Below are 22,263 nucleotides of genomic sequence, written 5' to 3'. Positions count from 1 at the left end.
CTAGCCCCTCTCCCGCATGCGGGAGAGGGGAACAAACCGGGAGGGAGCGATCAGTACTCGCTGACACCCGCAGCTATGCGCTCCCCTCTCCCGCCCCGGCGGGAGAGGGGTGGGGGTGAGGGCGGGGCGTCGCTATGTCGAAGCGTTGTTCGCGCTTGAGACGCCGGCCCTCACCCCTAGCCCCTCTCCCGCAAGCGGGAGGGGGAACAAACCGTGCGGGAGCGATACGTGTTTTCGCCACCACTGGCAAAATGCCCCAATACCTCACGGAGCCACCCCATGCCCATGACCACCACCTTCGCCGCCACCGAACCCAAGCGTGCCGACATCGATTCCCGTCCCGGCTCGCTCGTCATCGAATTCGGCACCCCTTGGTGTGGTTTCTGCCAACGCGCGCAGCCGCTGATCGAAACCGCATTCCGCGAGCATGGCGACCTCGATCACATCAAGGTGGAAGATGGCAGTGGACGTCCGCTTGGCCGCTCGTTCCGCGTGAAGCTCTGGCCCACGCTGATCTTCATGCGCGATGGTCAGGAAGTGGCGCGGCTTGTGCGCCCGGAGTCGGCCAGTGACATCGCCGATGCCATGGCGAAACTCGGCTAGATATCCAGCGGCATCGCACTCGTGCATTTGATTTCGTCGAGGCACACGCTCGACTTCACGCCGCTCACGCCGGGGATGCGCATCAACGTATCGAGCAAAAAGTCTGACAGCGACTTCAGATCCTTCGCTACTACCTTCAGCACGTAGTCGATATCGCCGGTCACGGAGAAACACTCCTGGATCTGCGCGAGCTCCGCCACCAGTCCCTTGAACTTGGACAGGTCGCGAATATGGCCGCGCTCCATCGTCACGTGGATGAACGCTGTCACGCCAAACCCCAGCGCGGCGCTATCGAGCCGGGCCTCGTAGCGCTTGATGATGCCGCTTTCCTCCAGGCGGCGATGACGTCGCAATGTCTGGGCCGGCGACAGGTTGATCGCCTCGGCCAGTTCCAGATTAGACACACGGCCATGTTCCTGCAGCATGCCAAGCAAGCGCCGGTCGGTGCGGTCGAGGTCGTTTTGCTGCATTTTCATTTCCTGAGGAGTGAGTGCGGCGAAATTTTATCTCACATCCAAGGGTTTCCCTGCGGCCTTTACGAAATCCTATTTAGCGCGGCGAGTTCTACAATTTCTCCACGTTGCAGCGCGCCGCAAGCGTCGCCCAAAGCACCTGAGAAAGCCGCCTGGCTTTACTACGATTTCACCCCACACTCGCCCCCGAGCGCACCGACCATGGCCGATCTCTTTGAAAACCCGATGCAACTGCAAGGCTTCGAGTTCGTCGAATTCGCCTCGCCCACGCCCAATGTGCTGGAGCCGTTGTTCGAAAAGATGGGCTTCACCCTCGTGGCCCGCCACCGCTCCAAGGACGTGCTGCTGTTCCGCCAGGGTGACATCAATTTCATCGTCAACAACGAGCCGCACAGCGAAGCCGCCTATTTCGCCGCCGAGCACGGCCCGAGCGCCTGCGGCATGGCTTTCCGCGTGAAGGATTCGCACAAGGCGTACAACCGCGCGCTCATGCTCGGCGCCCAGCCGATCGAGATCGCCACCGGTCCGATGGAACTGCGCCTGCCGGCCATCAAGGGCATTGGCGGCGCGCCGCTGTACCTGATCGACCGTTTCGAAGACGGCAAGTCGATCTATGACATCGACTTCGAATTCATCGAAGGCGTGGACCGCCGTCCCAAGGGTCACGGCCTCAAGCTCGTGGATCACCTGACGCACAACGTCTACCGTGGTCGCATGGCGTACTGGGCGAACTTCTACGAACGCCTGTTCAACTTCCGCGAAATCCGCTACTTCGACATCCAGGGCGAGTACACCGGCCTGACCTCCAAGGCGATGACCGCGCCGGACGGCATGATCCGCATTCCGCTGAACGAGGAATCGTCGAAGGGTGCCGGCCAGATCGAAGAATTCCTGATGGCGTTCAATGGCGAAGGCATCCAGCACATCGCCTTCCTGGTGGACGACCTGATCGAAGTCATCGACAGCCTGCAACTGTCGGGCGTGGAACTGATGACCGCGCCGAACGACTACTACTACGAGGCACTGGACACCCGCCTGCCCGGCCACAACCAACCGGTGGATCAACTCAAGGCGCGCGGCATCCTGGTGGATGGCACCACCGAGAACGGCAAGCCCCGTCTGCTGCTGCAGATTTTCTCGAAAGGTGTGCTCGGCCCCGTGTTCTTCGAGTTCATCCAGCGCGCCGGTGACGATGGCTTCGGCGAAGGCAACTTCAAGGCGCTGTTCGAGTCACTCGAACGCGACCAGATCGAACGCGGCACGCTGAAAGTGTGACGCCGGCGCCCGGATTCCCGTCCGGGTCGCCCTAAACCCCTGCTTTTCCAACCGTGTACCGGTATCCTCTCGGGCTGCCGGCGCGGACCCCTGCGCGCCGGCGCTACCCGCGTCGGCGTTTTTTTCAAGCGCCCGTTGATAGAGGCGCGCGCCATTCCACAAGAATGGGTAGAGGAAAGACAACTCCATGCATGCAACCGACAGCCAGGGCACGCTCCAGCGTGGCCTGAAGAATCGCCACATCCAATTGATTGCGCTCGGTGGCGCCATCGGCACCGGCCTCTTTCTCGGCATCGGCCCCGCCATCAAGCTTGCAGGCCCTTCTGTCCTGCTCGGCTACGCCCTCGCCGGCATCGTCGCCTTCTTCATCATGCGCCAGCTGGGCGAGATGGTCGTCGATGAACCCGTGGCCGGATCGTTCAGCCACTTCGCCAACAAGTACTGCGGCCACTTCGCCGGCTTCATGTCTGGCTGGAACTACTGGGTGCTCTACATCCTGGTCAGCATGGCCGAACTGTCCGCCGTGGGCCTCTATGTCCAGTACTGGTGGCCCGATGTCCCCACATGGGTCTCGGCGCTGGGCTTCTTCGTGATCATCAACGCCATCAACCTTGCCAGCGTGAAATCGTTCGGCGAGATGGAATTCTGGTTCTCGATCATCAAGGTCGTGGCCATCGTGGGCATGATCGTCTTCGGCGCCTACCTGCTGGCTACCGGCGGTGCGGGTCCTGAAGCCGGCGTGGCCAACCTGTGGCAGCACAACGGCTTCTTCCCCAACGGACTGGGCGGCATGGTGATGGCGATGGCCGTGATCATGTTCTCCTTCGGCGGACTCGAACTGGTGGGCATTACCGCCGCCGAGGCCGACAACCCGAGCCAGAGCATTCCCAAGGCCACCAACCAGGTGATCTATCGCATCCTGATTTTCTACGTGGGTGCACTGGCCGTGCTGCTGTCGCTCTATCCGTGGCAGAAGGTGGTCACCGGCGGCAGCCCGTTCGTGCTGATCTTCCACGCGCTGAACAGCGATATCGTGGCAACCGTGCTGAACGTGGTGGTGCTCACCGCTGCACTGTCGGTCTATAACAGCGGCGTCTACTGCAACAGCCGCATGCTGCTGGGCCTGGCGCAACAGGGCAACGCCCCGCGCGCCCTGCTGAAAGTAAACCGTCGCGGCATTCCGCTGGCTGCACTGGCTGTGTCCGCCATTGCCACCGGTTTCTGCGTACTGGTCAACTACCTGATGCCCGGCGAAGCATTCGAGCTGCTGATGGGTCTGGTGGTATCGGCACTCATCATCAACTGGGCGATGATCAGCATCATTCACCTGATGTTCCGCCGCGCCAAGCGCAAGGCTGGCGAGACCACGTCGTTCCGCAGCCTCGGCTATCCGCTGACCAACTACCTGACGCTGGCGTTCCTGGCCGGCATCCTGGTGGTGATGTTCATGACGCCGGGCCTGCGCCTGTCTGTGTATCTGATCCCTGTCTGGCTGGCCGTACTTGGCGTAAGCTATCGCCTCCGGCAAAAGAACGCCGGCGCGGCCCTGCCCGTCGCCAGCGCCCAGATCCAGTGATCCGGCGCGGGCGGCATCGCATCGAAGCCGCCCGCCCCCCTGAACCAGAAGAAGCCTCCCATGTTCGAACACATCGAGTCATTCCCCGGCGACCCCATCCTCTCGCTGAACGAAGATTTCCAGCAAGATCCGCGCACCAGCAAGGTCAATCTCAGCATCGGCATCTACTTCGACGATCAAGGCCGCCTGCCCGTGATGCAGGCCGTGGCCGAAGCCGAAGCCGCACTGCTGGCCGACATGGGTCCGCGCCCTTACCTGCCGATGGCTGGCATGGCCGCATACCGCCAGGCCGTGCAGGCGCTGGTGTTTGGCGAAGACAGCGCCGCGCGCGCCGAAGGCCGCATCGCCACGCTGCAGACGCTAGGTGGCTCGGGCGCGCTGCGCGTGGGTGCCGATTTCCTGCGCCGCTACTTCCCCACGGCCAAGATGTGGATCAGCGACCCGAGCTGGGAGAACCATCGCGTGGTCTTCGAGCGCGCCGGGTTCAAAGTGGAAAGCTATCCGTACTACGACGCTGAAACCGGCGGCCTGAAGTTCGACGCGATGCTCGCTGCCATCGAAGCGATTCCGCAGGGCGACGTCGTACTGCTGCACGCCTGCTGCCACAACCCGACTGGCGTGGACCTGAACGAAGACCAGTGGCGCCAGGTGATCGGCGTACTCAAGGCACGCAAGCTGCTGCCGTTCGTCGACATGGCGTATCAGGGTTTCGGCACTGGCCTCGATGACGATGCCTTCGCTGTACGTGAACTGGCTCGCCAGAACGTGCCGGCACTCGTCGCGAATTCGTTCTCGAAGAATTTCTCGCTGTATGGCGAGCGTTGCGGCGGCCTGAGCGTGATCTGCCAGAGCGCCGACGAAGCTGGCCGCGTACTGGGCCAACTCACTGGCGCCGTGCGCGCCAACTACAGCAACCCGCCGACGCACGGCGCGCGCGTGGTGGCTCGCGTGCTGACCACGCCGGCACTGCGCAAGAGCTGGGAGGAAGAACTGGCCGCGATGTGCCAGCGCATCGCCCGCATGCGTCAGGCCATCCACGATCAACTGCGCGAACATGTGAGCGGCGAGAAGCTGTCGCGCTACGTGAAGCAGCGCGGCATGTTCACGTACACGGGGCTCTCGGCCGAGCAAGTCGATCGCCTGCGCAACGAGCACGGCGTCTACATCCTGCGCTCGGGCCGCATGTGCGTGGCCGGGTTGAACGATAGCAATGTCGGCGTGGTGGCCAATGCGATTGGCGTGGTGCTGAAGGGCTGATCGGTCTGGTGTGGATTTGAAGGACAAAAGCCACCCTGCGGGGTGGCTTTTTTGTTTGTGTTGCTGCTACCTGTCGCTATGCGCTCCCCTCTCCCGCTTGCGGGAGAGGAGAGTAAAAACAATGGCGGAATCCGCCTTACTTCCCCCCATTCGTCGCCGATTCCACAATCCCCAGCGCTTCGGCCTTCAGCACGAAATCCGCGAGCGACCTGGCGCCCATTTTCTTCATGCCTTGTGCGCGGTGGATCTTGACGGTGATCTCGCTGAGGTCCAGTTCGGCGGCGATCTGCTTGTTCAGCAGGCCGCGGGCCACGTAGCCCATGACTTCCTTCTCGCGTGGCGTCAGTTCGGCGTAGCGCACGCGGAGGTCCGATTCGGTGCGGTCCAACTCGCGTCGGGCTGCATCGCGGGCCAGGGCGCTTTCCACGGCGTCGAGCATGTCCTGGTCGCGGAAGGGCTTGGCGAGGAAATCCATGGCGCCGGCCTTCATGGCCTTGACCGACATCGCGATATCGCCGTGCGCGGTCATGAAGATGATCGGAATCTGCATCTTGCTGGCGGCGAACTGTTCCTGCACGGCCAGGCCGCTCTGGCCCTTGAGGCGCACGTCGAGAATCAGGCAGCTGGGCACGTCCTGCATGGGCGCGGCCAGGAAGTCCGTAGCCGATGCGTAGGCCTCCACCTGGTAGCCGACGGAGCGCAGCAGCATCATCACGGCCTTGCGCATCGACTCGTCGTCATCGACCACGTAGACCATGGAGGGCCCGTTATCGGTTGAGACTGCTGAATTCATGATTCCCCTTCCCTCCGGAGCGGCAGTTCCACATGGAAGCTGGCCCCGGGATTGCCCGAGGTGGCCCAGATCTGGCCGCCATGCGCTTCCACGATGGACCTGCATATCGACAACCCCATGCCCACCCCGTCTTTTTTTGTTGTATGAAAAGCCCGGAAAATGCGCTCGGCATCGCCGTCCGCAAACCCTGGGCCGGTGTCGCTGACCACGATCCGGACATGCGATGCATCGGCCAGCAAGGTACTCACCCGCAGCACGCGCCGTTCGCTGCCCGCTTCGGACATGGCCTGCATGGCGTTGACCAGCAGATTCACCATGACTTGCTGCAACTGCACCGGATCGCCCGGAACGACCCACGCCTCCTCCGGCAACTGTACATCGAGCTGCACCTGATGCGTGGCACACTCGCGCGCCAGCAGCGACAGGGCTTCGCGCACGAGCGCGTTGACCTGTACCGCCGCCCATTGCGGCTCACGCTTCTGCGCCATGCCGCGAATCTGCTTGATGATCTCGGACGCCCGCTGCGCGTCGCGGATCATCTGCTCCACGGATTGCCTGGCTTCCGGCACGTCGGGGTCGGGCCGATCCATCCACCGCAGCGCCGAATCCCCGCACGTCACGATGGCCGCAATCGGCTGCGTCACTTCGTGGGCCATCGTTGTCGCCAGCCCGCCAAGTGTAGTCAGTCTCGACACATGTGCCAACTCCGTCAGTGATCGTTGCAGCGCCTCCTGTGCGGCCACGGCTGCCGTGATGTCCATGACCGCGCCCACGTATTCCGTCCGCTGGCCGGGCCGTTCGTTGATCCGCGCCACGAAATGCACGTGCTTGACCTCGCCGTCGGGCATCAGCAGGCGGTGCTTGCCGTCGATGTGGGGCTCGCCCCGGCGGATCGCGGCGTCCATGCCCTTCACAACGTCCATGTCGTCCGGATGCGTGCGCGCCAACACACGTTCGAAACGGGGGATTTCCTCCGTGCCGTAGCCGAGGATGCGGAATGCCTCGTCCGACCAGTTCATCTCGGTGGAATCGCGAAACCGCTGGATACTGCCGGTCTTGCTCAGGCGCTGGGCGTCGGCCAGAAAGGCTTCGTTGCGCGCCAGCTCCATCTCCGCACGGCGCCTTTCGGTGATGTCGTTGTTCGTGGCCATCAACGCGATGGCACGCCCCTGGCTGTCGCGCCACAACGCGATACGGCTCGCCACGATCAGGCCGTGTCCATCGCGATGGCGGCGTTCCACCTCGCCCTCCCAGCGGCCCTGGCGGGACAGCATCTCGTAGACCACATCGTGCGGCTGCGGAAAACGCGAATCGGTCAGGGTGTGGAAATCCGTGCCAACCGCCATGTCGGCGGGCCAGCCATACAGTATCTCGGCGCCGCGGTTCCAGAACGTGACCACGCCATGCATGTCATAGATCACGATGGCGTCGTGCGACAAGTTGAGCAGTTCGATCTGCTCGCGCATGCGGCGGTCCGTGCGAAGGTGCCGCATGGACAGCGCCGTGGCCGCGGCAATCGCCAGCAGGCTCACCAGGCAGCGCCCCAGCGCGCCCATCGTACTGGCCGGTTCATGCGTCAGCACGAACGCCGCCAGCGTCAACACCACGCACGCCAGGCTGGCGATCACGGTCAGCCTGGCCGAACCCGACACCGCCACCAGTTGCACCACCAGCACGTACAGCACGGCCACTGCCACCTGGTAGTGCGTAAAGGCATCGAACGAAAACACCGCCAGCGCAATGACCACGGCCAGCACCAGCATCCAGCGAAAGGTGGCGGCCGGATCGGGCACGACGGAGGCGCCGAACGGGAGCGGTGAGGCGGAATGAAGGAAATCCGGCATGCGGCGCGTGCTCAGGCTGGTCAGGCAGATCGGAAGACCGCCACGCTAGGCGCGGGGCGGCTGGGAAGCATCGGCACCCACGGCATGTGCGGCGACGGCATCCAGGTGTCGCTGGATTTCGGCGCCATTCACGGGCTTGCAGAGGAAGGCCAGAGCGCCGGCGCGCAGCGCCTCGCGCCGGATGGATTCGGTACAGAAAGCCGTGATGAAGATCACGGGTACGGTACTGCCCTGCGCCTTCAGCAGGCGCAGCATTTCGATCCCGCTCATCTCCGGCATCTGCACGTCCGAGACGATGCACGTCACGGACGTGGCATCGGCGGCAAGAAACGCTTTGGCGCACGGGTAGGTATGCACTTCCCACCCCAGCGATCGAACCAGTCGGGAAGTGGCAGTGCGGATGGATTCGTCGTCATCGACAATCGCGACGACCTGTTTCGTAGCCAAGCTGGCACCTCACTTCAATCTCATGGCGCTCATGTTAGCGAGTCAGGACAGCCATTAACACTATGCCTTCGTATAGTGAATCCGCCGGATACGAAAAGGACGGCAAACCGCCGCTTTCCCTTGTACGGCCTGGCTTACGGCGTGCTTTCAGCGCCCCTCTGCACAGGTCCGTGCGGTTGCGAAAACGGCGTCCATACCGCGAAAAGACCGCTTCACGCGCACGCATAGGCTCAAGCTTCCCTCCACCCTTCCTGCTGCACGGCACAGGAGATCGTCATGAAAACCACACTCGTTCGCACTGCCCGCGTCCTGCTGGCTGCTACCTGCCTCATCGGGGGCGCCGCCCATGCCGCCGACGACCCGGCCACCAGCCCGTTTGCTGCCGATCGCTATGACTACAGCGTGTTCCCGCCGGCCTCTGCAAACGCCAGCGCCAAGGCTTCGGTCAAACCGGCCCGCCCCGTGCACTGCCCCGCTGCCGCGACCGCATGCCAGCCGTCCCGCTGAGTGCGCTGCCGCGCGTCACGCATGGTGGTGTGGCGCTGATGGGACTGGCCCTGGGATGCGCCACCGGTGTCGACTTCGTCGCCACGGCCATCCTGGCCACTGCCGCCGTGCAGATCCGGGCGGGTGTCTACGCCACGCCCGACGAATTTCTCTGGTGCTTCACCGCCTATGCCGCCGCCGCCATCGTCGCCAACCTGATGTTGCGCCGGCTGGCCGAATACCTCAGCTATCGCGGCGTGTCGATCGCCGGCCTGTGGATCGCCATCGCCGGCAGCCTGCTTTGCGCCGCCTCGAACAACATTACCCAGCTTTCGCTGGCGCTTGCCGTACAGGGACTTGGCGCCGGCGGGCTGTTTGCTGCAGCGCGCACGCTGATCCAGCTCATCGCCACGCCCACCGAGCGCCCGCGCCTGCTGTGGCCCTTTGTGGTCGGCGCGCTGGGCATGCTGGCTGCCGCCCCATGGGTCACGGCCGTCCTGATGCTCGATGCCGGATGGCGCACGATCTTCGTGGTGCAGGCCATCGCCTCGGCCGCCACGCTGCTGCTGGTCTCGGTCACCTACCCGCACCGCGTGACGCCGCCGCGCGCGCCTGACCTCGACACGCTCGCCGCCATGGACTGGCTCACCGTGATCCTGCTCGGTGCCGGGGCACTGGCACTGGTGCATGGCCTGGCCGATCTCCGGCTATACACGGCGTCGGATGCACTCGACGTGGTGGCCTGGCCGCTGGCCGGCGCCGCGCTGATGGTGCTGGCCTTCATCCGCCTGCACCTGCGTCCCGATCCCTGGCTGAACACCCACCGGCTCGGCGGCAAGCGCTACCTCGTCGGGCTGTCCTTCTTCGCCATCTATTCGTTCACGGCCGGCCTGTGGAACTACCTGATGCCGATCCTGATGCAGCTCGGCCTCGGGTTTCCGTTCGAGACCACGGGCATGATCACCACCATCAGCAGCGCGTTCGGCATGGTCGCCGCCGTGCTGTTCGTGCTGTACGGCGGCAAGCTGCCGGGCACGCGCCGCTATCTCGCGCTGGGCTACGTGATGATCGCGGTAGCGGCATGGCTGCTGGCCACGCGCATCATGTCGGACCTGTCGATGGACCGCATGCTGCAGGCGCTGGTGTTGCAGAGTGTGGCCGTACCGTTCGCCCTGGTGCTGGTGGCCAAGCTCTCGTTCATGGAAACGTCGCTCGACGATTTCTCGCACACCTACCAGTTCAAGAACATCGTGCGGCAAGTGGCGTCGGCGGCGGGCACGGGCACGGCGGCGCAATGCCTGCAGTACGGCGAGGCCGTGGCACGCACGCATCTTGTGGGACGCATCGATCCCTACCTGGCCTATCACCTGCCGCCTGGCCTGACGCTGGTCAGCCTCTCGCAGGAAATCGACCAGCAGGCCGTGCTGCTGGCGGGATCGAACCTGCTGGCCATCGTGGCGCCGGCCTGCCTGCTCGTGGCAGGTTTTGCGGCGTGGCAGCGCTGGCTGCGCTGAAACGCCGCATTCGCGACGCCCTTCCCCTCCGTCAAAGATTGGCCGCGATGATCCGGGCGATGCTCGCATCGGCATCGCGGCCCACCGCCGCGTAGACATCCGTGGATAGCGGCGTCACCGTTGGCAGCTTGCCGAGCGAGGCGCCGCCGTGATCGTGCACATCCACCGTGGCCCGCATCGACAAGCCCAGCCGCAGCGGATGCGCGGCCAGTTCGGCGGGGTCCAGCGCGATGCGCACCGGCAGGCGCTGCACCACCTTGATCCAGTTGCCCGTGGCGTTCTGCGCCGGCAGCACCGAGAACGCGGCACCGGTGCCGGCCGAGAAGCCTGCCACCTTGCCGCTGTACTGCACGTGCGAGCCGTAGAAGTCCGAATAGAGCGTGACGGGCTGGCCCACGCGCATATCGGCCATCTGGTTTTCCTTGAAGTTCGCGTCCACCCAGATCTGGTTCAGCGGCACCACGCCCATCAGCGGCTCGCCGGGTGCCACGCGCTGGCCCACTTGCACCGCGCGCCGCGCCACGAACCCCGTGACCGGGGCCGGCAACGTGGAGCGGGCATGGGTCAGGTAGGCCGCGCGATAGAGCGCGGCGGCCTTCATCACCTCGGGGTGCGCCGCCACGGTGGAGTGGTCGGTCAATGCCTGGTTCGATACCAGCCGTTCCTGCGCCGCGCGCAACGCCGACTGTGCCGCCTTGAGGGTGGACTGCGCATGATCGACATCTTCCTTCGATACGGCGCCGGTCCCATCGACCGACATCCGCCTGCGCAGATCGTCACGGGCGTTCTCCATATTGGCGACGCGCTGGGCGATATCCGCCTGCAGCGTGCCGTTGTTGGCGTACAGCGTGCGCACCTGCCGCACGGTCTCCGCCAGTTGCGCGGCGGCCTGCTGCAGCGCCACCTCGCTATCGGTCGGATCGAGTCCGATCAGTTGACCGCCCTGCGTGACTCGCTGCGTGTCGTCCGCCGCGATCGACACCACGGTGCCGGGCACCAGCGAGGTCACCTGCACGATGTTGCCTCCCACATAGGCGTCGTCAGTGGACGCCTGGAAGCGGCCATCGTCGACCCACCACGTGGCCGAGGCGATGCCTGCGGCGGCGACCAGCGCTGCCACGGCAATCAGGCGGCGGCGCGGGACGGCACGAGGATTGGCGGCCACCTCGGCGGGTGCGGGCGTGGCCGGAGGAGCGGCCGGAGGAACGGACGGCGGATTGGGGGAAGTCTGTGCGGTCATGGTGTATTGGCCGATGCCGGTTCGTTGAGCGATGCCACGGGCGGATGTCCTTCGTAGCCGCCGCCGAGCGTCCAGATCAGTCGGAATTGAAGATCGAGCCGCTGGCCCTGCAATTGCGCCACGTCACGGCGCCGGGCCAGCAATTCGGACTGCGCGGCGAGTACCGCCAGTTGGTTGACGAGTCCGGCCTGCCAGCGGCGGGCGGCGAGCTGGTAAGCGTGATCGGCCAGTTGCAGCGCCTGTTGCCGCTGGGCGATCTCGGTTGCCGTGGACTGCAGGCCATCCACGGTGTCGGCGGTGTCGCGCAGCGCCTGTATCAGTGTCTGGTTGTAGTCGGCCACTGCGGCGTCGTAGGCGGCATAGCGGCCGTGCAGATCCGCGCGCAGCCGGCCGCCTTCGAACACGGGCAGGTGCAGCGATGGGCCGAAGGCAAACGCGCGGCTCGCACCGAGCAGGAAATCGGCGGGAGTGATGGTGGTGAGGCCCGCCATGGCGTTGAGCGTGACATCGGGCAGGAACGCGGTGCGCGCCACCTCGATGTCCTTCGAGGCCGCCTCCACGCGCCAGCGGGCTGCCACCAGGTCCGGACGGCGGGACAGCAGGCCGATATGGGCATCGTCGGGCAGCCTGGCCACGGGCTGGCTGGCCGACATCGACAAAAGCACGGGCCGCGCGATGGCGAGCCCACGGTCGGGACCCTTGCCTAGCAAGGCGGCGATCTGGTGGCGGGCCACGGCGATGTCGTCGTCCAGGCGGGTCAGGTCGGCCTCGGCACCGGCCAGGTCGGCGTCCTGCAGCGTCGTGCCGACCTGCGTATCGAGCCCCGCCACAAGCCGCTCCCGGCCCAGCGTGGCCAACTCCCGCCGCTGGTCGATAGTCTGCGTGGTGACATCGCGCAAGGCGTACAGCGTGGCCAGCCGGGTATAGACGCGGGCCACGCCGGTGGTCAGCACCAGCTTTGCCGACTCGGCTTCCGCCTCGGCCTCGCTCACGCCGGACAGTGCGGCCTGCAGCTCGGCACGATGGCGCCCCCAGAAATCCAGGTCATACGAGAGTGCGCCGGACAGTTGCGCCTGATCCACCCATCGTCCTGCCAGCGGCGTGCCGCGCAGCGTATCGGTCTCGGAAATCCGCTCGCGGGTGAACCCGCCCTGGATGCCGATCTCCGGATACAGACCGCTGCGCGCGCCATCCGCCAGCGCACGCGCCGACGCCAGGCGCGCCAATGCGGCCTGCAGCGTGGGGCTGCCCGCCACCGCCTCCCGCGTCAGCGCACCCAGTTGGGGATCGCCGAACTGGTCTGCCCAGTCCTGCGCCGGCCACTGGCCGTGCATGGCCGGCAGGCTATGCGCCGTGCCGGATACGGCCGCGAGGTGCCGAGTGGGTCGCGCATCGCCGAATCCGGCACAGCCGGCAAGCGCCCCCAAGGTCAATGCAACGGCGGCAAGCGAGGCGCACCGCACTTCCAGAACGCCACGCATGGCTGCCCCATCCGAAGGTTTCGATGGACGGATAGTGGCGCCTGCCGCCTGTTCACGTGATCGTGTTTGCAGACATTGTGTCGGGATTGCACGGCAGCCTGCCGGGGCGCTTGTTTCGTTTGTTTGCGCCCCTCTGCTTGCTCTTTTCTCCCTCTCCCGCCCGGTTTGCTCCCCTCTCCCGCAAGCGGGAGAGGGGAGCAAACCAAAGGGGAGAAAACCGGGAGGTACGAGCAAACCCACTCCCCGGCACAAGAAACCCACCCGGAAAGCCCTAGGTCTTTCCTGAAAGAACCATCCTCATCCCTCCCCGCCTTATCCATCCGCCCATCCGTCACCTACGAAAAGGTGAGTGCGATTTGGCAAACCTATACCAACGTTTAACCCTACCTCATCCACTCGCCAATTGAGACCACCCATGGGCGGCTCCTACGATTCATCCCAGCCAGACACCGACTCGCCGAGGAGCCAGCCAGCATGAAATCCCGTCTCTTTCCCATCTCGATACTGTCCATCGCCGCCGTCGTGGCGATTGGACTGGCCGGTGCGGGTGTGTACCGGATGTGGGCGCAGGCCATTGCTCCTGTCCACCATGCCACCCAGGAGCACAACCAATGAGCCCACGCACCGCCGAGACCGATGTGCACCATGACAGTGCCCTCGACGAACGGGAAAGCCTGATGCTGATGTACGGCTGGATCGTGCTGGCCGTCATGAACCTGATCCTCATTGCCGTGGCGTTCCTTCGCTACGCCGCCTGACCCCCCTCTTACGGATATACGGAACGCCACGCCATGAAAGACCTCTCGACCAACGTCCTCGAACTGCCCGAAGCCACCCGCCCCCCGATGCCGCCCTCGCCGCGCGTCGAGGCAGCCCGTGCGCCGGCCCTTGTCTATCGTGAAGAGCAATGGCGCCAGCCGCCCGATGCCGAGACGCTGCAGGCCCGCCGCCCGGATAGCATCGTGATCTCGCGCTGGACCTGCGATGGCAGCGATCCTGTCTCCGTGTCCCACGATGGCGACGGCGCGCACCACTGCATCTCGCTGGCGCTGCGCTCCGGTTCGGTGCGGTTGCTCTGCGGCGGCATGCCGGTGTTCGATGGCCGCATCACTGCCGGTTCCGTGCAGGTGACGGCGCCCGGCGTGGCGTCCCGTGCGGAATACGGTTCGGCCTGCGACCTGCTGCACCTGTTCGTGCCGCAAGCCGTGCTGGCCGCCTGCTACGAAGACCAGTTCGGCCATGCGCACCCCGGCGAGCTGCTGCTCGACGATCCGTTCGTGCATACCGATCCGGCGCTCGAACGACTGGGCCAGGCACTGGCCGTGGCACACACGCAGGACCCGGGCCTTGGCCGGATGTTTGCCGATAGCGTGGCGCTGGCCATCGTGGCCCGCGTGGTGGCGAATCACTTCCAGCGCGCCGCCACCAACCATCGCACGCAGACCGCGTTGCCGCAGTGGCGCCTGCGCCGGGCCATCGCGTTCATCGACGACAACCTGGCCGCACCGATTGGCCTGGCCGATATCGCCAGCAGCACCGGCCTCACCCGCATGTACTTTGCCGCGCAATTCCGTCGCGCCACCGGCATGCGTCCGCACGAATACCTCGTACGCCGCCGCATCGAGCACGCGCAGGATCTGCTGCGCCGCGGTCAAGGCAGCGTGCTGGAAGTGGCCATGCGCAGCGGTTTCCGCTCGCAGGCCCATTTCACCACCGTTTTCAAGCGCTTCGTCGGTGACACGCCTTACTGCTGGCGTGTCAAGGTCACCTCTACTCCAGGGAGCTCCCATGTTTGATGCCACTGAAGTTTTGCAACCGGCTGCTACCGATAGCCGCGATACGTTCGATGCACCCGATGCGCCCTTCGATCACTCGTGCGACGCGTGGCTGAGCACCATCGCCCTGCTGAATCCGCAAGCCCCTGCGCCCACGACCTACACCGCCGACGACCATGCGCATCGTGCCCACGCACCGATCGTCACCGTCATCGAGCGGCCCAGCAGTGCCATGGCCGTGGTGAGCTGGCGCGATGCCACGCACTGCCGCTATGGCGAGCAGATCTGGACCATCGGCATCGCCCGCCAGGCGGGCACCTGCGCACTGACCGGGCAGCCCATCGGCAAGATGGCCGCCGTCTATCAGCCGCAGCGCTCGCGCACCCCGGCCCTCAATGCCGACGCGATGATCCTGGCCTCGGCCATGGAAAACACCTGCGGCGTGACAGAGCCGGCGCGCGAGCCCGAAGCCGAGCCCGCCATCCGCTACCGTTCCCGGTGATCCGCCATGGCCATCGACAACGTTCTTGACCTCTCGCGCGCCCAGTTCGCATTCACGGCGATCTTCCACATCCTCTGGCCCATCCTGACCATCAGTCTGGCGGCCTGGCTCTTCATCGTGGAAGCGCTCTGGGTGCGCACCGGCGACCTCGGGTGGTACCGCCACGCGCGTTTCTGGGGCAAGCTGCTGCTGTTGAACTTCGCCGTGGGCGTGGTCAGCGGCATCCCGATGGAATTCGAGTTCGGCACCAACTGGAGCAGCTTCTCGCAGTTCACGGGCCAGTTCTTCGGCAACATCCTCGGCTTCGAAGGCGCCATGGCGTTCATGCTCGAAGCCGGCTTCATCGGCATCATGATGTTCGGCTGGGACCGCGTGTCGAAGGGGGTCCACCTGTTCGCCACCGGCATGGTCGCGCTCGGTTCGTCGCTCTCCGCGTTCTGGATCATGGTGGCGAATTCGTGGATGCAGACGCCAGCCGGCGTGGCGGTGGTCGACGGCAAGATCGTCGTGACCGACTACCTGCGTGCAATCTTCAATCCCGATGCGGTCTGGGGCATCACCCATATGTGGCTGGCTGCGCTGGAAACCGGGTTCGTGGTCGTGGCCGGCATCTCCGCGTGGTATCTGTTCAAGCGCCGCAATCCCGAGTTCTTTGCCAAGTCGTTCCGGCTGGCGATGCTGCTGCTCGTCATCGTGGCGCCCATCCAGGTCTGGCTGGGCGACGGCAGCGGCGTGGACGTGTTCCGCACGCAGCCCGCCAAGGGTGCTGCCATCGAGGGCCACTGGCATACCAATGCACCGGGCACTGCCGCGTCGTGGTCACTGCTCGCATGGCCCGACCAGGCAGCGCAGCGCAATAGCTGGTCCGTCGAAGTGCCGGGCATGCTGAGCCTGCTGGCCACGCACAAGGTAGATGGCACCGTCACGGGCCTCGCAGACATTCCGCGTGCCGACCAGCCGCCGATGCTCCCGCTGCTCTACTACTCGTTCCGTGTGATGGCCGGCATCGGCTTCCTGCTGGTACTGCTGGCCCTGCGCACCGCGCATGTGGTGTATCGCACGCGGCGCAACCCCGATGCCCTGGCCCAACACCGCTGGCTGATGCTCGCCTGGGTGCTGGCGATTCCGCTGCCCTACCTCGCGGTGGAGTGCGGATGGATCGTGCGCGAGGTGGGACGCCAGCCGTGGCTGGTCTATGGCCTGCTGCGCACCGAGGCCGGTGTTTCCACGGCCATCTCCACGCTCGACGTGACCAGCAGCATCGCGATGTTCGCCGCCTTCTACCTCGTTCTGCTCGCTACGTTCGCCTGGCTGGCCTCGCGCTGGCTGCGAAAAGGGCCTGACCTGACACTGGCCGCGCCGATGCAGGGCCTTGCCGCACGCACGGCACCCGTTGCCGGTGGCGGCACCTACTGATATCCGAGGCAAAGACCATGGAAACCTCTCCCCATACCCTGCTTGTCACGCTGTGGTTCGGCATTCTCGGCCTGATGCTGGCGTGCTACGTTGTCACCGATGGCTTCGACCTGGGCATCGGCATCCTGAGCCTGTTCGCGCCGGAACGCAGTGCGCGCGACGCGATGATCGGATCGATCGCCCACGTCTGGGATGCCAACGAAACCTGGCTCGTGGTGCTCGGCGGCGGCCTGTTCGGCGCGTTTCCCGCAGCCTACGCGCTGTTGCTGCCCCACCTGTATGTACCGCTGATGGCGTTGATCGCCGGGCTGATCATGCGCGGCGCGGCCATCGAGTTCCGTCACGCCGCAGAGCGCAACGTGCTGTGGGATCGCGTCTTCGGACTCGGCAGCCTCGTTGCAGCCGTGTCGCAAGGGGTGATCCTGGGCCGCGTCATCACCGGCCTGAACCCAGGGGCGTGGAACGCCGTCTTCACGCTCTTCGCCGCGATCGGCGTGGCGGCAGGCTATGCGCTGCTGGGCGCGACCTACCTGATCAAGAAGACACCGTATCCGGTGGAGAACGCCGCGCGCAACTGGACGCTGCTGATGCTGCCGGTCACCGTGGTCAGCGCGCTGGTCCTGTCCTTTGCCACGCTGCGCCTGAGCCTGATCGGCACCGAGCGCTGGCACGAGCATGGCGTGCTCGCCGTCCTGCTGGCGCTGGGTGTGATCGCGGCAGGCGCCGTGGCGTGGATCGCGGCAACAACCTGGACCGGCAGCCGCCGTGCGCCGTTCCGCGCCACCGTGCTGCTGTTCCTGGTGTCGTTCGGCGGGCTGGCCATCAGCCTGTTCCCCGATGTCGTGCCCGGCAAGCTGTCCTTGATGGCCGCTGCCTCCGACGACCGCACGCTGGTGTTCATGCTGATCGGTATCGGCCTGATGTTGCCGGTGATGCTGGGGTACAACCTGTACCAGTACCACGTGTTCCGGGGGAAGGTGGCGGCTTGAATTCTGCTTACTCCCTGTTTCTCCCCTCTCCCATGGAATGGGAGAGGGGTTGGGGGTGAGGGCATGGCAGTTCAAATCGCGGCTATCGTGTCCTGAACCGCCAGCCCTCCCCTCGCCCCTCCGCTTGCCTCCCAGTTCTATTTCGCCCTGCCTTCATCCTTTTTATTTACGAGCAGGGACAGAACTCAGATTTAATCAAATCAGAATAAGAGCAAAATAATAACAGTCTGTCTTTCCAAGACAAGAAACAGACATCCTCAATATCTGCACGGCACCGCAAACATAATATCCCCGTCATTACACCCGTTCGGGCGATGCGAGACACTGCCGTTTGCACCACACTGCTTTTCAAGAAACGACTATTTCACCCCTTCCCGTCGTGCGCCGGGAGGGCGGGACAAACACGGCCATTGTCACAGTCCTGCGCAGCGCACATTTCCCGATTTCAAAAACTAGTAAATCAGCTATTAAACGGGCGTCCATCCATTCATAGACTTCAGGCGTTACAGGTTGATTCAAGGTCGCGCGGCGATTACCACCCACGCAATATTCCAATCAGCCTGAGCGCCCCCGTCATTACGGCGGCTTCATTCACTAGATATAGAGAGAAGTCAAAATGAAAACCATTCGCCAAACCCTGATAGCTGGCCTTCTTGTCGCCGCCGCTGTGCTGCCGGGTGCCGCTTTTGCCTCGGACGGCACCATCACCTTCACTGGCCGCGTATCGTCGCAGACCTGCACGATCGGCGGTAACGGTGGCACTTCCAGCAGCTTCACCGTGACGTTGCCGGCTGTATCGACTTCCGCACTGAGCGGGACAGGCACCGCTGCCGGCCGCACGCCCTTCAGCATCCGCCTGTCGGGCTGTTCCACCGCCACGGGCAATGCCGCGGTCTATTTCGAACCGGGCGCCACCATCGACGCGGCCACGGGACGGCTGATCAACGGTGCCTCCAGCACGCCGGCCGGTAACGTCCAGATCGCGCTGCGCAACGCGGATATGTCGGCGATTACGCTCGGCGCGGCTGCCGGCTCGCAGAACTCGCAACAGGTTGCACTGGCCTCGGGTGCTGCCACGTTGAACTACAGCGCCGAGTATGTGGCAACAGGCACCGTGACGTCCGGCAACGTATCGACCTCTGTTGTCTATTCCGTCGTGTACCCCTGACCGGCTGCCCGCCGGTTGCGTAAGGGAGAGCCCCTGGCGGGCTCTCCGTATGTTCAACCACTGCCTGCGGAGCGTCCATGCCGAATTTTCAAACCGCTTGTCGTGCCACGGCGGTGGCATTGTTGCTGTGGGCCGGCATCTCGCCGGCCTTCGCGTCGGTGGTACTCAACGGCACGCGCGTCATCTACCAGGAGCCCCAGCGCGAGGTGTCGTTGCGGGCGACGAACGACGGCACCTCGCCGTCGCTCGTGCAGGCCTGGATCGATGCGGGCAACCCCGACGCGCCTCCCGACGACGCAGCCGTTCCGTTCCTGCTCACTCCGCCGCTGTTCCGCGTCAATCCCGGCGACGGACAAACCATGCGGATCATTCTTGCAGGAGACCCCCCGCCGACTGGCCGCGAAACGCTTTACTGGGTCAATGTCCTTGAGGTTCCGTCCGTGGTCGCCTCTGACGATGCGCCACGCAACTCTCTGAATTTCGCGTTCCGCACCCGTATCAAGCTCTTCTACCGCCCGGCATCGCTCGATGCCAATGGCGCCGCCGCGGCGGCACAAAGCGTGACGTGGAGCTTTCGTCGGAAAGACGACGGCTATGCACTGGAGGGCAGCAACCCCACGCCCTATCACATCACGTTCGGCAGCGTGAAGGCCACGGCGGGCGGCGAGTCGTTCGCCAACAGCGGTGGCGGAATGATCGCCCCGGGCGGCACGCTGGAACTTGATATCGGCAAGCCCGCCACGGTGCCAGCCGCCACGCCGGAGCGTGTCGAGTTCAGCTTTATCAACGACTATGGAGGTGCCACGGAAGGTTCCATGGACAAGGCTGTCAATTCCGGACGATGACGCCATGGCGAGCATGGACAAGCGGTGTCGCCGTAGCCCGCTCTGGTGGGCCGTTGCCTCCCTGCTGCAGGCCGCCACGGTACAGGCGCAGGACAAGCCGGACGTGCGGTTCCTTGATGATCTGCTGCGTCGGTCCAGCGGCAACCCGATCGATATCACGCCGTTCTCGCGCGCCAACGCCATCGTCCCCGGCGACTACATCGTCGATGTCTTCGTCAACGGCGAGTGGTCCGGCCGCGAGGCGGTGCGTTTCGATGCTACGGATGGCGACGTGGCGCCCTGCATCACGCGGCCCCTGGCCACGCGCATGAAACTCGACCTCGAAGCGCTATCGCCACAAGGCCGCACCGTGCTGGCCGGCACCACACCCGACTCATGCGCGTCGTTGGCAGCCATTGCCACGGAGGCGACCTGGACGTTCAACATGGGTGACCTGCGGCTGGACCTGAGCGTGCCCCAGGCCCTGCAGCAGCATCAGCCACGAGGGTACGTGCCACCGGAGTTCTGGGATGCGGGCATCCCGTCGGCCACGGTGGGCTACACGTTCAACTCGTATCACACCACCGGCGCCAATGCTTCCACGACGAGCTTCCTGGGTATCGACGCCGGCGTAAACGTGGGATCGTGGCACCTGCGGCAGCGCTCTTCGATGACCTGGATGCCCGCCGGACAGGGTGGCTTCGACTACCAGAACATCGCCACGTATCTGCAGCACGACATCCCCTCATGGCGCAGCCAGCTCACGCTGGGCGACGCCTTCACCGACGGGGCAATCTTCGACAGCTACTCGATTCGCGGCCTCAACGTCGCCACTGACGACCGCATGCTGCCGGATTCCAGCCGGGGCTACGCGCCGGTGGTGCGCGGTGTGGCGCGCAGCAACGCGCGCGTGTCGATCTCCCAGAATGGCATCCGTCTGCGCGAAACCACCGTGGCGCCCGGACCGTTCGAGATCGACGATCTCTACGCCACAGGCTATGGCGGCGAACTGCTGGTCACCGTGACCGAAGCCGACGGTTCGTCGCACACGTTCACGGTGCCTTATGCATCGGTGGTGCAGCTGCTGCGGCCGGGCAGTGCGCGCTACTCCTTCACGGCTGGCGACTATCGCGACACGCGCGTCACGCAGAGCGAAAAGCTCATGCAGGCCACCCTTCAGTATGGCCTCTCCAACCTGGTCACCGGCTATGGCGGGCTGGTCTACGCCAACAGCTATCAGGCGGCGTTGCTGGGCGCTGCACTGAACACTTCGATGGGTGCCTTCGCGCTCGACATCACGCAGGCCCATGCCGACGTGCCCCGTCCCGGCTCCAACTCCGGCCAGAGCTATCGGGTCAGCTACAGCAACGTGGTGCCATCCACGCGCACCAACCTTACGGTGGCGGCCTATCGCTACGCGTCAAGCGGGTTCTGGCAGATGAGGGATGCCTTCCTGGCCCGTTCCTACGCCGACAGCGAAAACGGACCCACCGTGCTGCGCCGGCGCACCCAGTTCCAGGTGACGGTGAACCAGCAACTTCCCGGTCCATGGGGCAACCTTTACCTCACGGGCAGTTCGCTGGACTACTGGGACCGCGACGGCACCGCGAACCAGTTCCAGATCGGCTACAACAACGTGGCACGGATGCTGGGCGTGTCCTTCACCTACAACTTCTCGGTCTCGCGCACGATCGATGGTACGACCGGCCGGCTCGGCACCCAGATCTTTGCTGGCTTTACGGTGCCGCTGGGCCGCAGTCCGCGCATGCCGACACTGTCGTTCGGCTACACCAGCGACCGCGCCAGCGGCGATTCGCAGCAACTGCTGATCACCGGCACCGCGCTGGAGGACAGCGCACTCAGCTACGGCATCGGCGGCACCCGCTCCAGCGCCACGTCAACCGGTAGCGGCAACATCCAGTACCGCAGCCCCTACACCACGTTATCCGGGTCGGCCTCGGCCAGCGAGCATACATCGCAGTTCTCGGTGGGCTTGCAAGGTGCCCTGGTGGCGCACAGCGGTGGCGTCACGCTGGCGAACTACGTTGCCGATACCGTGGCGCTGGTCGAGGCCAAGTCCGCACGCGGCGCACGCGTACTCAATATGCCGGGCGTGCGGGTGGACCGCTTCGGCTATGCCGTGGTGCCGTACCTCGTGCCATATGGGCTGAATGCCATCGAGATCGACCCACGCGGCATGCCGGCCGACATCGAGTTCCGCGCCACCAGCAGGCAGGTGGTGCCCCGTGCCAATGCCGTGGTCCGCGTCCAGTTCGAGACGCTGAGCGGCCGCACGGCCATCCTGGTAAGCCGCGCGCCGGACGGGTCGGCGCTGCCGTTCGGCGCAGCCGTGGTGAACGAGGCCGGCCACGACGTCGGGATTGTCGGCCAGGCTGGCCGGATTTTCGTACGGGGCGTGGAAGACAGCGGCACGCTCACGGTGCGTTGGGGTTCGCCCAGCACGGACCAGTGCCGAATCCCTTATCAGTTGCCACCTCACGATGCGGTGCTCAAGCGCCATGTTGTCGTGGAAGCGCCTTGCGAGCCGATTGACGCCACGGTATCGGGCCGTGCGCCGCGCCGGGCTACTCCCTGACCTG

At 65.0% G+C, this 22,263-nt stretch carries 21 protein-coding genes; 15 read left to right on the top strand and 6 right to left on the bottom strand.

The genetic code is table 11. The features are described from left to right. Nucleotides 1-279 precede the first annotated feature (279 nt). Entirely contained in the window at nucleotides 280-603 is a 324-nt protein-coding gene (locus GA566_RS17505) for a thioredoxin family protein (RefSeq protein ID WP_137928398.1), read from the top strand. Here GA566_RS17505 and GA566_RS17500 read toward each other — a convergent pair. Further along, entirely contained in the window at nucleotides 600-1,073 is a 474-nt protein-coding gene (locus GA566_RS17500; protein WP_137928399.1) for an Lrp/AsnC family transcriptional regulator, read from the bottom strand. The genes GA566_RS17505 and GA566_RS17500 overlap by 4 nt on opposite strands. A gap of 204 nt (nucleotides 1,074-1,277) precedes the next feature. Here GA566_RS17500 and hppD point away from each other — a divergent pair, with 204 nt between their 5' ends. The 3 genes from hppD to GA566_RS17485 all read left to right on the top strand — a co-directional run bounded on the left by hppD (nucleotide 1,278) and on the right by GA566_RS17485 (nucleotide 5,184). Beyond that, the gene (gene hppD / locus GA566_RS17495) at nucleotides 1,278-2,351 is read left to right on the top strand and encodes a 4-hydroxyphenylpyruvate dioxygenase (protein ID WP_137928400.1); all 1,074 of its coding nucleotides are present in this window, start codon (nucleotides 1,278-1,280) and stop codon (nucleotides 2,349-2,351) included. Between the two features lie 187 nt (nucleotides 2,352-2,538). Continuing rightward, nucleotides 2,539-3,927, top strand: coding sequence for an amino acid permease (locus tag GA566_RS17490; RefSeq protein WP_160473510.1), 1,389 nt, complete (start codon nucleotides 2,539-2,541; stop codon nucleotides 3,925-3,927). A gap of 60 nt (nucleotides 3,928-3,987) precedes the next feature. After that, nucleotides 3,988-5,184: an amino acid aminotransferase gene (locus GA566_RS17485; protein WP_160473509.1), complete on the top strand. Its 1,197-nt coding sequence runs from the start codon at nucleotides 3,988-3,990 to the stop codon at nucleotides 5,182-5,184. Nucleotides 5,185-5,320: 136 nt separating this feature from the next. Here GA566_RS17485 and GA566_RS17480 read toward each other — a convergent pair whose 3' ends face one another. The 3 genes from GA566_RS17480 to GA566_RS17470 are packed head-to-tail and all read right to left on the bottom strand — an operon-like array spanning nucleotide 5,321 to nucleotide 8,268. Next, the gene (locus tag GA566_RS17480) at nucleotides 5,321-5,977 is read right to left on the bottom strand and encodes a response regulator transcription factor (protein ID WP_137928403.1); all 657 of its coding nucleotides are present in this window, start codon (nucleotides 5,975-5,977) and stop codon (nucleotides 5,321-5,323) included. After that, nucleotides 5,974-7,821, bottom strand: coding sequence for a PAS domain S-box protein (locus GA566_RS17475; RefSeq protein ID WP_237380451.1), 1,848 nt, complete (start codon nucleotides 7,819-7,821; stop codon nucleotides 5,974-5,976). Before GA566_RS17475 ends, GA566_RS17480 begins: the two co-directional genes overlap by 4 nt. A 45-nt stretch (nucleotides 7,822-7,866) precedes the next feature. Further along, nucleotides 7,867-8,268 carry a response regulator transcription factor gene (locus GA566_RS17470; RefSeq protein ID WP_137928404.1) on the bottom strand — a complete coding sequence of 134 codons (402 nt, stop codon included), beginning with the start codon at nucleotides 8,266-8,268 and terminating at the stop codon, nucleotides 7,867-7,869. 276 nt (nucleotides 8,269-8,544) lie between these two features. Between GA566_RS17470 and GA566_RS17465 the strand changes: the two genes are divergently transcribed. Beyond that, complete coding sequence (locus tag GA566_RS17465; protein ID WP_137928405.1) at nucleotides 8,545-8,775, top strand: hypothetical protein; 231 nt, start codon at nucleotides 8,545-8,547, stop codon at nucleotides 8,773-8,775. Then, nucleotides 8,757-10,268, top strand: coding sequence for an MFS transporter (locus GA566_RS17460; RefSeq protein WP_160473508.1), 1,512 nt, complete (start codon nucleotides 8,757-8,759; stop codon nucleotides 10,266-10,268). Before GA566_RS17465 ends, GA566_RS17460 begins: the two co-directional genes overlap by 19 nt. A 31-nt stretch (nucleotides 10,269-10,299) precedes the next feature. Here GA566_RS17460 and GA566_RS17455 read toward each other — a convergent pair whose 3' ends face one another. Continuing rightward, nucleotides 10,300-11,508 (bottom strand): HlyD family efflux transporter periplasmic adaptor subunit, encoded by a 1,209-nt coding sequence (locus GA566_RS17455; protein ID WP_160473507.1) that lies wholly within the window; start codon nucleotides 11,506-11,508, stop codon nucleotides 10,300-10,302. Further along, a complete protein-coding gene (locus tag GA566_RS17450; RefSeq protein ID WP_160473506.1) occupies nucleotides 11,505-12,989 on the bottom strand; it encodes an efflux transporter outer membrane subunit in 1,485 nt (494 codons plus the stop codon). The genes GA566_RS17455 and GA566_RS17450 overlap by 4 nt, the downstream gene beginning before the upstream one ends. Before the next feature lie 474 nt (nucleotides 12,990-13,463). On the opposite strand from GA566_RS17450, the gene GA566_RS17445 reads away from it, so the two are divergent. From GA566_RS17445 to GA566_RS17405, 9 genes are all read left to right on the top strand, one after another. Then, nucleotides 13,464-13,604: a hypothetical protein gene (locus tag GA566_RS17445; protein WP_160473505.1), complete on the top strand. Its 141-nt coding sequence runs from the start codon at nucleotides 13,464-13,466 to the stop codon at nucleotides 13,602-13,604. Continuing rightward, a complete protein-coding gene (locus GA566_RS17440; protein WP_160473504.1) occupies nucleotides 13,601-13,747 on the top strand; it encodes a hypothetical protein in 147 nt (48 codons plus the stop codon). The genes GA566_RS17445 and GA566_RS17440 overlap by 4 nt, the downstream gene beginning before the upstream one ends. A 33-nt stretch (nucleotides 13,748-13,780) precedes the next feature. Then, entirely contained in the window at nucleotides 13,781-14,785 is a 1,005-nt protein-coding gene (locus tag GA566_RS17435) for an AraC family transcriptional regulator (protein WP_237380449.1), read from the top strand. Further along, a complete protein-coding gene (locus GA566_RS17430) occupies nucleotides 14,778-15,266 on the top strand; it encodes a DUF3331 domain-containing protein (RefSeq protein ID WP_137924832.1) in 489 nt (162 codons plus the stop codon). Before GA566_RS17435 ends, GA566_RS17430 begins: the two co-directional genes overlap by 8 nt. Before the next feature lie 6 nt (nucleotides 15,267-15,272). Then, complete coding sequence (locus GA566_RS17425) at nucleotides 15,273-16,682, top strand: cytochrome ubiquinol oxidase subunit I (RefSeq protein WP_160473503.1); 1,410 nt, start codon at nucleotides 15,273-15,275, stop codon at nucleotides 16,680-16,682. Between the two features lie 17 nt (nucleotides 16,683-16,699). Beyond that, nucleotides 16,700-17,671, top strand: coding sequence for a cytochrome d ubiquinol oxidase subunit II (locus tag GA566_RS17420; protein WP_137924830.1), 972 nt, complete (start codon nucleotides 16,700-16,702; stop codon nucleotides 17,669-17,671). 616 nt (nucleotides 17,672-18,287) lie between these two features. Further along, nucleotides 18,288-18,839 (top strand): fimbrial protein, encoded by a 552-nt coding sequence (locus GA566_RS17415; RefSeq protein WP_137924829.1) that lies wholly within the window; start codon nucleotides 18,288-18,290, stop codon nucleotides 18,837-18,839. A gap of 77 nt (nucleotides 18,840-18,916) precedes the next feature. After that, entirely contained in the window at nucleotides 18,917-19,684 is a 768-nt protein-coding gene (locus GA566_RS17410) for a molecular chaperone (protein WP_160473502.1), read from the top strand. A 4-nt stretch (nucleotides 19,685-19,688) separates the two neighbouring features. Continuing rightward, complete coding sequence (locus GA566_RS17405) at nucleotides 19,689-22,259, top strand: fimbria/pilus outer membrane usher protein (RefSeq protein ID WP_160473501.1); 2,571 nt, start codon at nucleotides 19,689-19,691, stop codon at nucleotides 22,257-22,259. Nucleotides 22,260-22,263 lie beyond the last annotated feature (4 nt).

Source organism: Cupriavidus sp. SW-Y-13 (assembly GCF_009793345.1).
GTDB lineage: Bacteria > Pseudomonadota > Gammaproteobacteria > Burkholderiales > Burkholderiaceae > Cupriavidus.
This window is presented reverse-complemented; position numbering and strand designations above follow the sequence as displayed.

Excerpts from the sequence above, each read along its gene's own strand:
- GA566_RS17505 (WP_137928398.1), top strand. The coding sequence starts at position 280 with ATGCCCATGACCACCACCTTCGCCGCCACCGAACCCAAGCGTGCCGAC.
- GA566_RS17500 (WP_137928399.1), bottom strand. The coding sequence starts at position 1,073 with ATGCAGCAAAACGACCTCGACCGCACCGACCGGCGCTTGCTTGGCATG.
- hppD (WP_137928400.1), top strand. The coding sequence starts at position 1,278 with ATGGCCGATCTCTTTGAAAACCCGATGCAACTGCAAGGCTTCGAGTTC.
- GA566_RS17490 (WP_160473510.1), top strand. The coding sequence starts at position 2,539 with ATGCATGCAACCGACAGCCAGGGCACGCTCCAGCGTGGCCTGAAGAAT.
- GA566_RS17485 (WP_160473509.1), top strand. The coding sequence starts at position 3,988 with ATGTTCGAACACATCGAGTCATTCCCCGGCGACCCCATCCTCTCGCTG.
- GA566_RS17480 (WP_137928403.1), bottom strand. The coding sequence starts at position 5,977 with ATGAATTCAGCAGTCTCAACCGATAACGGGCCCTCCATGGTCTACGTG.
- GA566_RS17475 (WP_237380451.1), bottom strand. The coding sequence starts at position 7,821 with ATGCCGGATTTCCTTCATTCCGCCTCACCGCTCCCGTTCGGCGCCTCC.
- GA566_RS17465 (WP_137928405.1), top strand. The coding sequence starts at position 8,545 with ATGAAAACCACACTCGTTCGCACTGCCCGCGTCCTGCTGGCTGCTACC.
- GA566_RS17460 (WP_160473508.1), top strand. The coding sequence starts at position 8,757 with ATGCCAGCCGTCCCGCTGAGTGCGCTGCCGCGCGTCACGCATGGTGGT.
- GA566_RS17455 (WP_160473507.1), bottom strand. The coding sequence starts at position 11,508 with ATGACCGCACAGACTTCCCCCAATCCGCCGTCCGTTCCTCCGGCCGCT.
- GA566_RS17450 (WP_160473506.1), bottom strand. The coding sequence starts at position 12,989 with ATGCGTGGCGTTCTGGAAGTGCGGTGCGCCTCGCTTGCCGCCGTTGCA.
- GA566_RS17445 (WP_160473505.1), top strand. The coding sequence starts at position 13,464 with ATGAAATCCCGTCTCTTTCCCATCTCGATACTGTCCATCGCCGCCGTC.
- GA566_RS17440 (WP_160473504.1), top strand. The coding sequence starts at position 13,601 with ATGAGCCCACGCACCGCCGAGACCGATGTGCACCATGACAGTGCCCTC.
- GA566_RS17435 (WP_237380449.1), top strand. The coding sequence starts at position 13,781 with ATGAAAGACCTCTCGACCAACGTCCTCGAACTGCCCGAAGCCACCCGC.
- GA566_RS17430 (WP_137924832.1), top strand. The coding sequence starts at position 14,778 with ATGTTTGATGCCACTGAAGTTTTGCAACCGGCTGCTACCGATAGCCGC.
- GA566_RS17425 (WP_160473503.1), top strand. The coding sequence starts at position 15,273 with ATGGCCATCGACAACGTTCTTGACCTCTCGCGCGCCCAGTTCGCATTC.
- GA566_RS17420 (WP_137924830.1), top strand. The coding sequence starts at position 16,700 with ATGGAAACCTCTCCCCATACCCTGCTTGTCACGCTGTGGTTCGGCATT.
- GA566_RS17415 (WP_137924829.1), top strand. The coding sequence starts at position 18,288 with ATGAAAACCATTCGCCAAACCCTGATAGCTGGCCTTCTTGTCGCCGCC.
- GA566_RS17410 (WP_160473502.1), top strand. The coding sequence starts at position 18,917 with ATGCCGAATTTTCAAACCGCTTGTCGTGCCACGGCGGTGGCATTGTTG.
- GA566_RS17405 (WP_160473501.1), top strand. The coding sequence starts at position 19,689 with ATGGCGAGCATGGACAAGCGGTGTCGCCGTAGCCCGCTCTGGTGGGCC.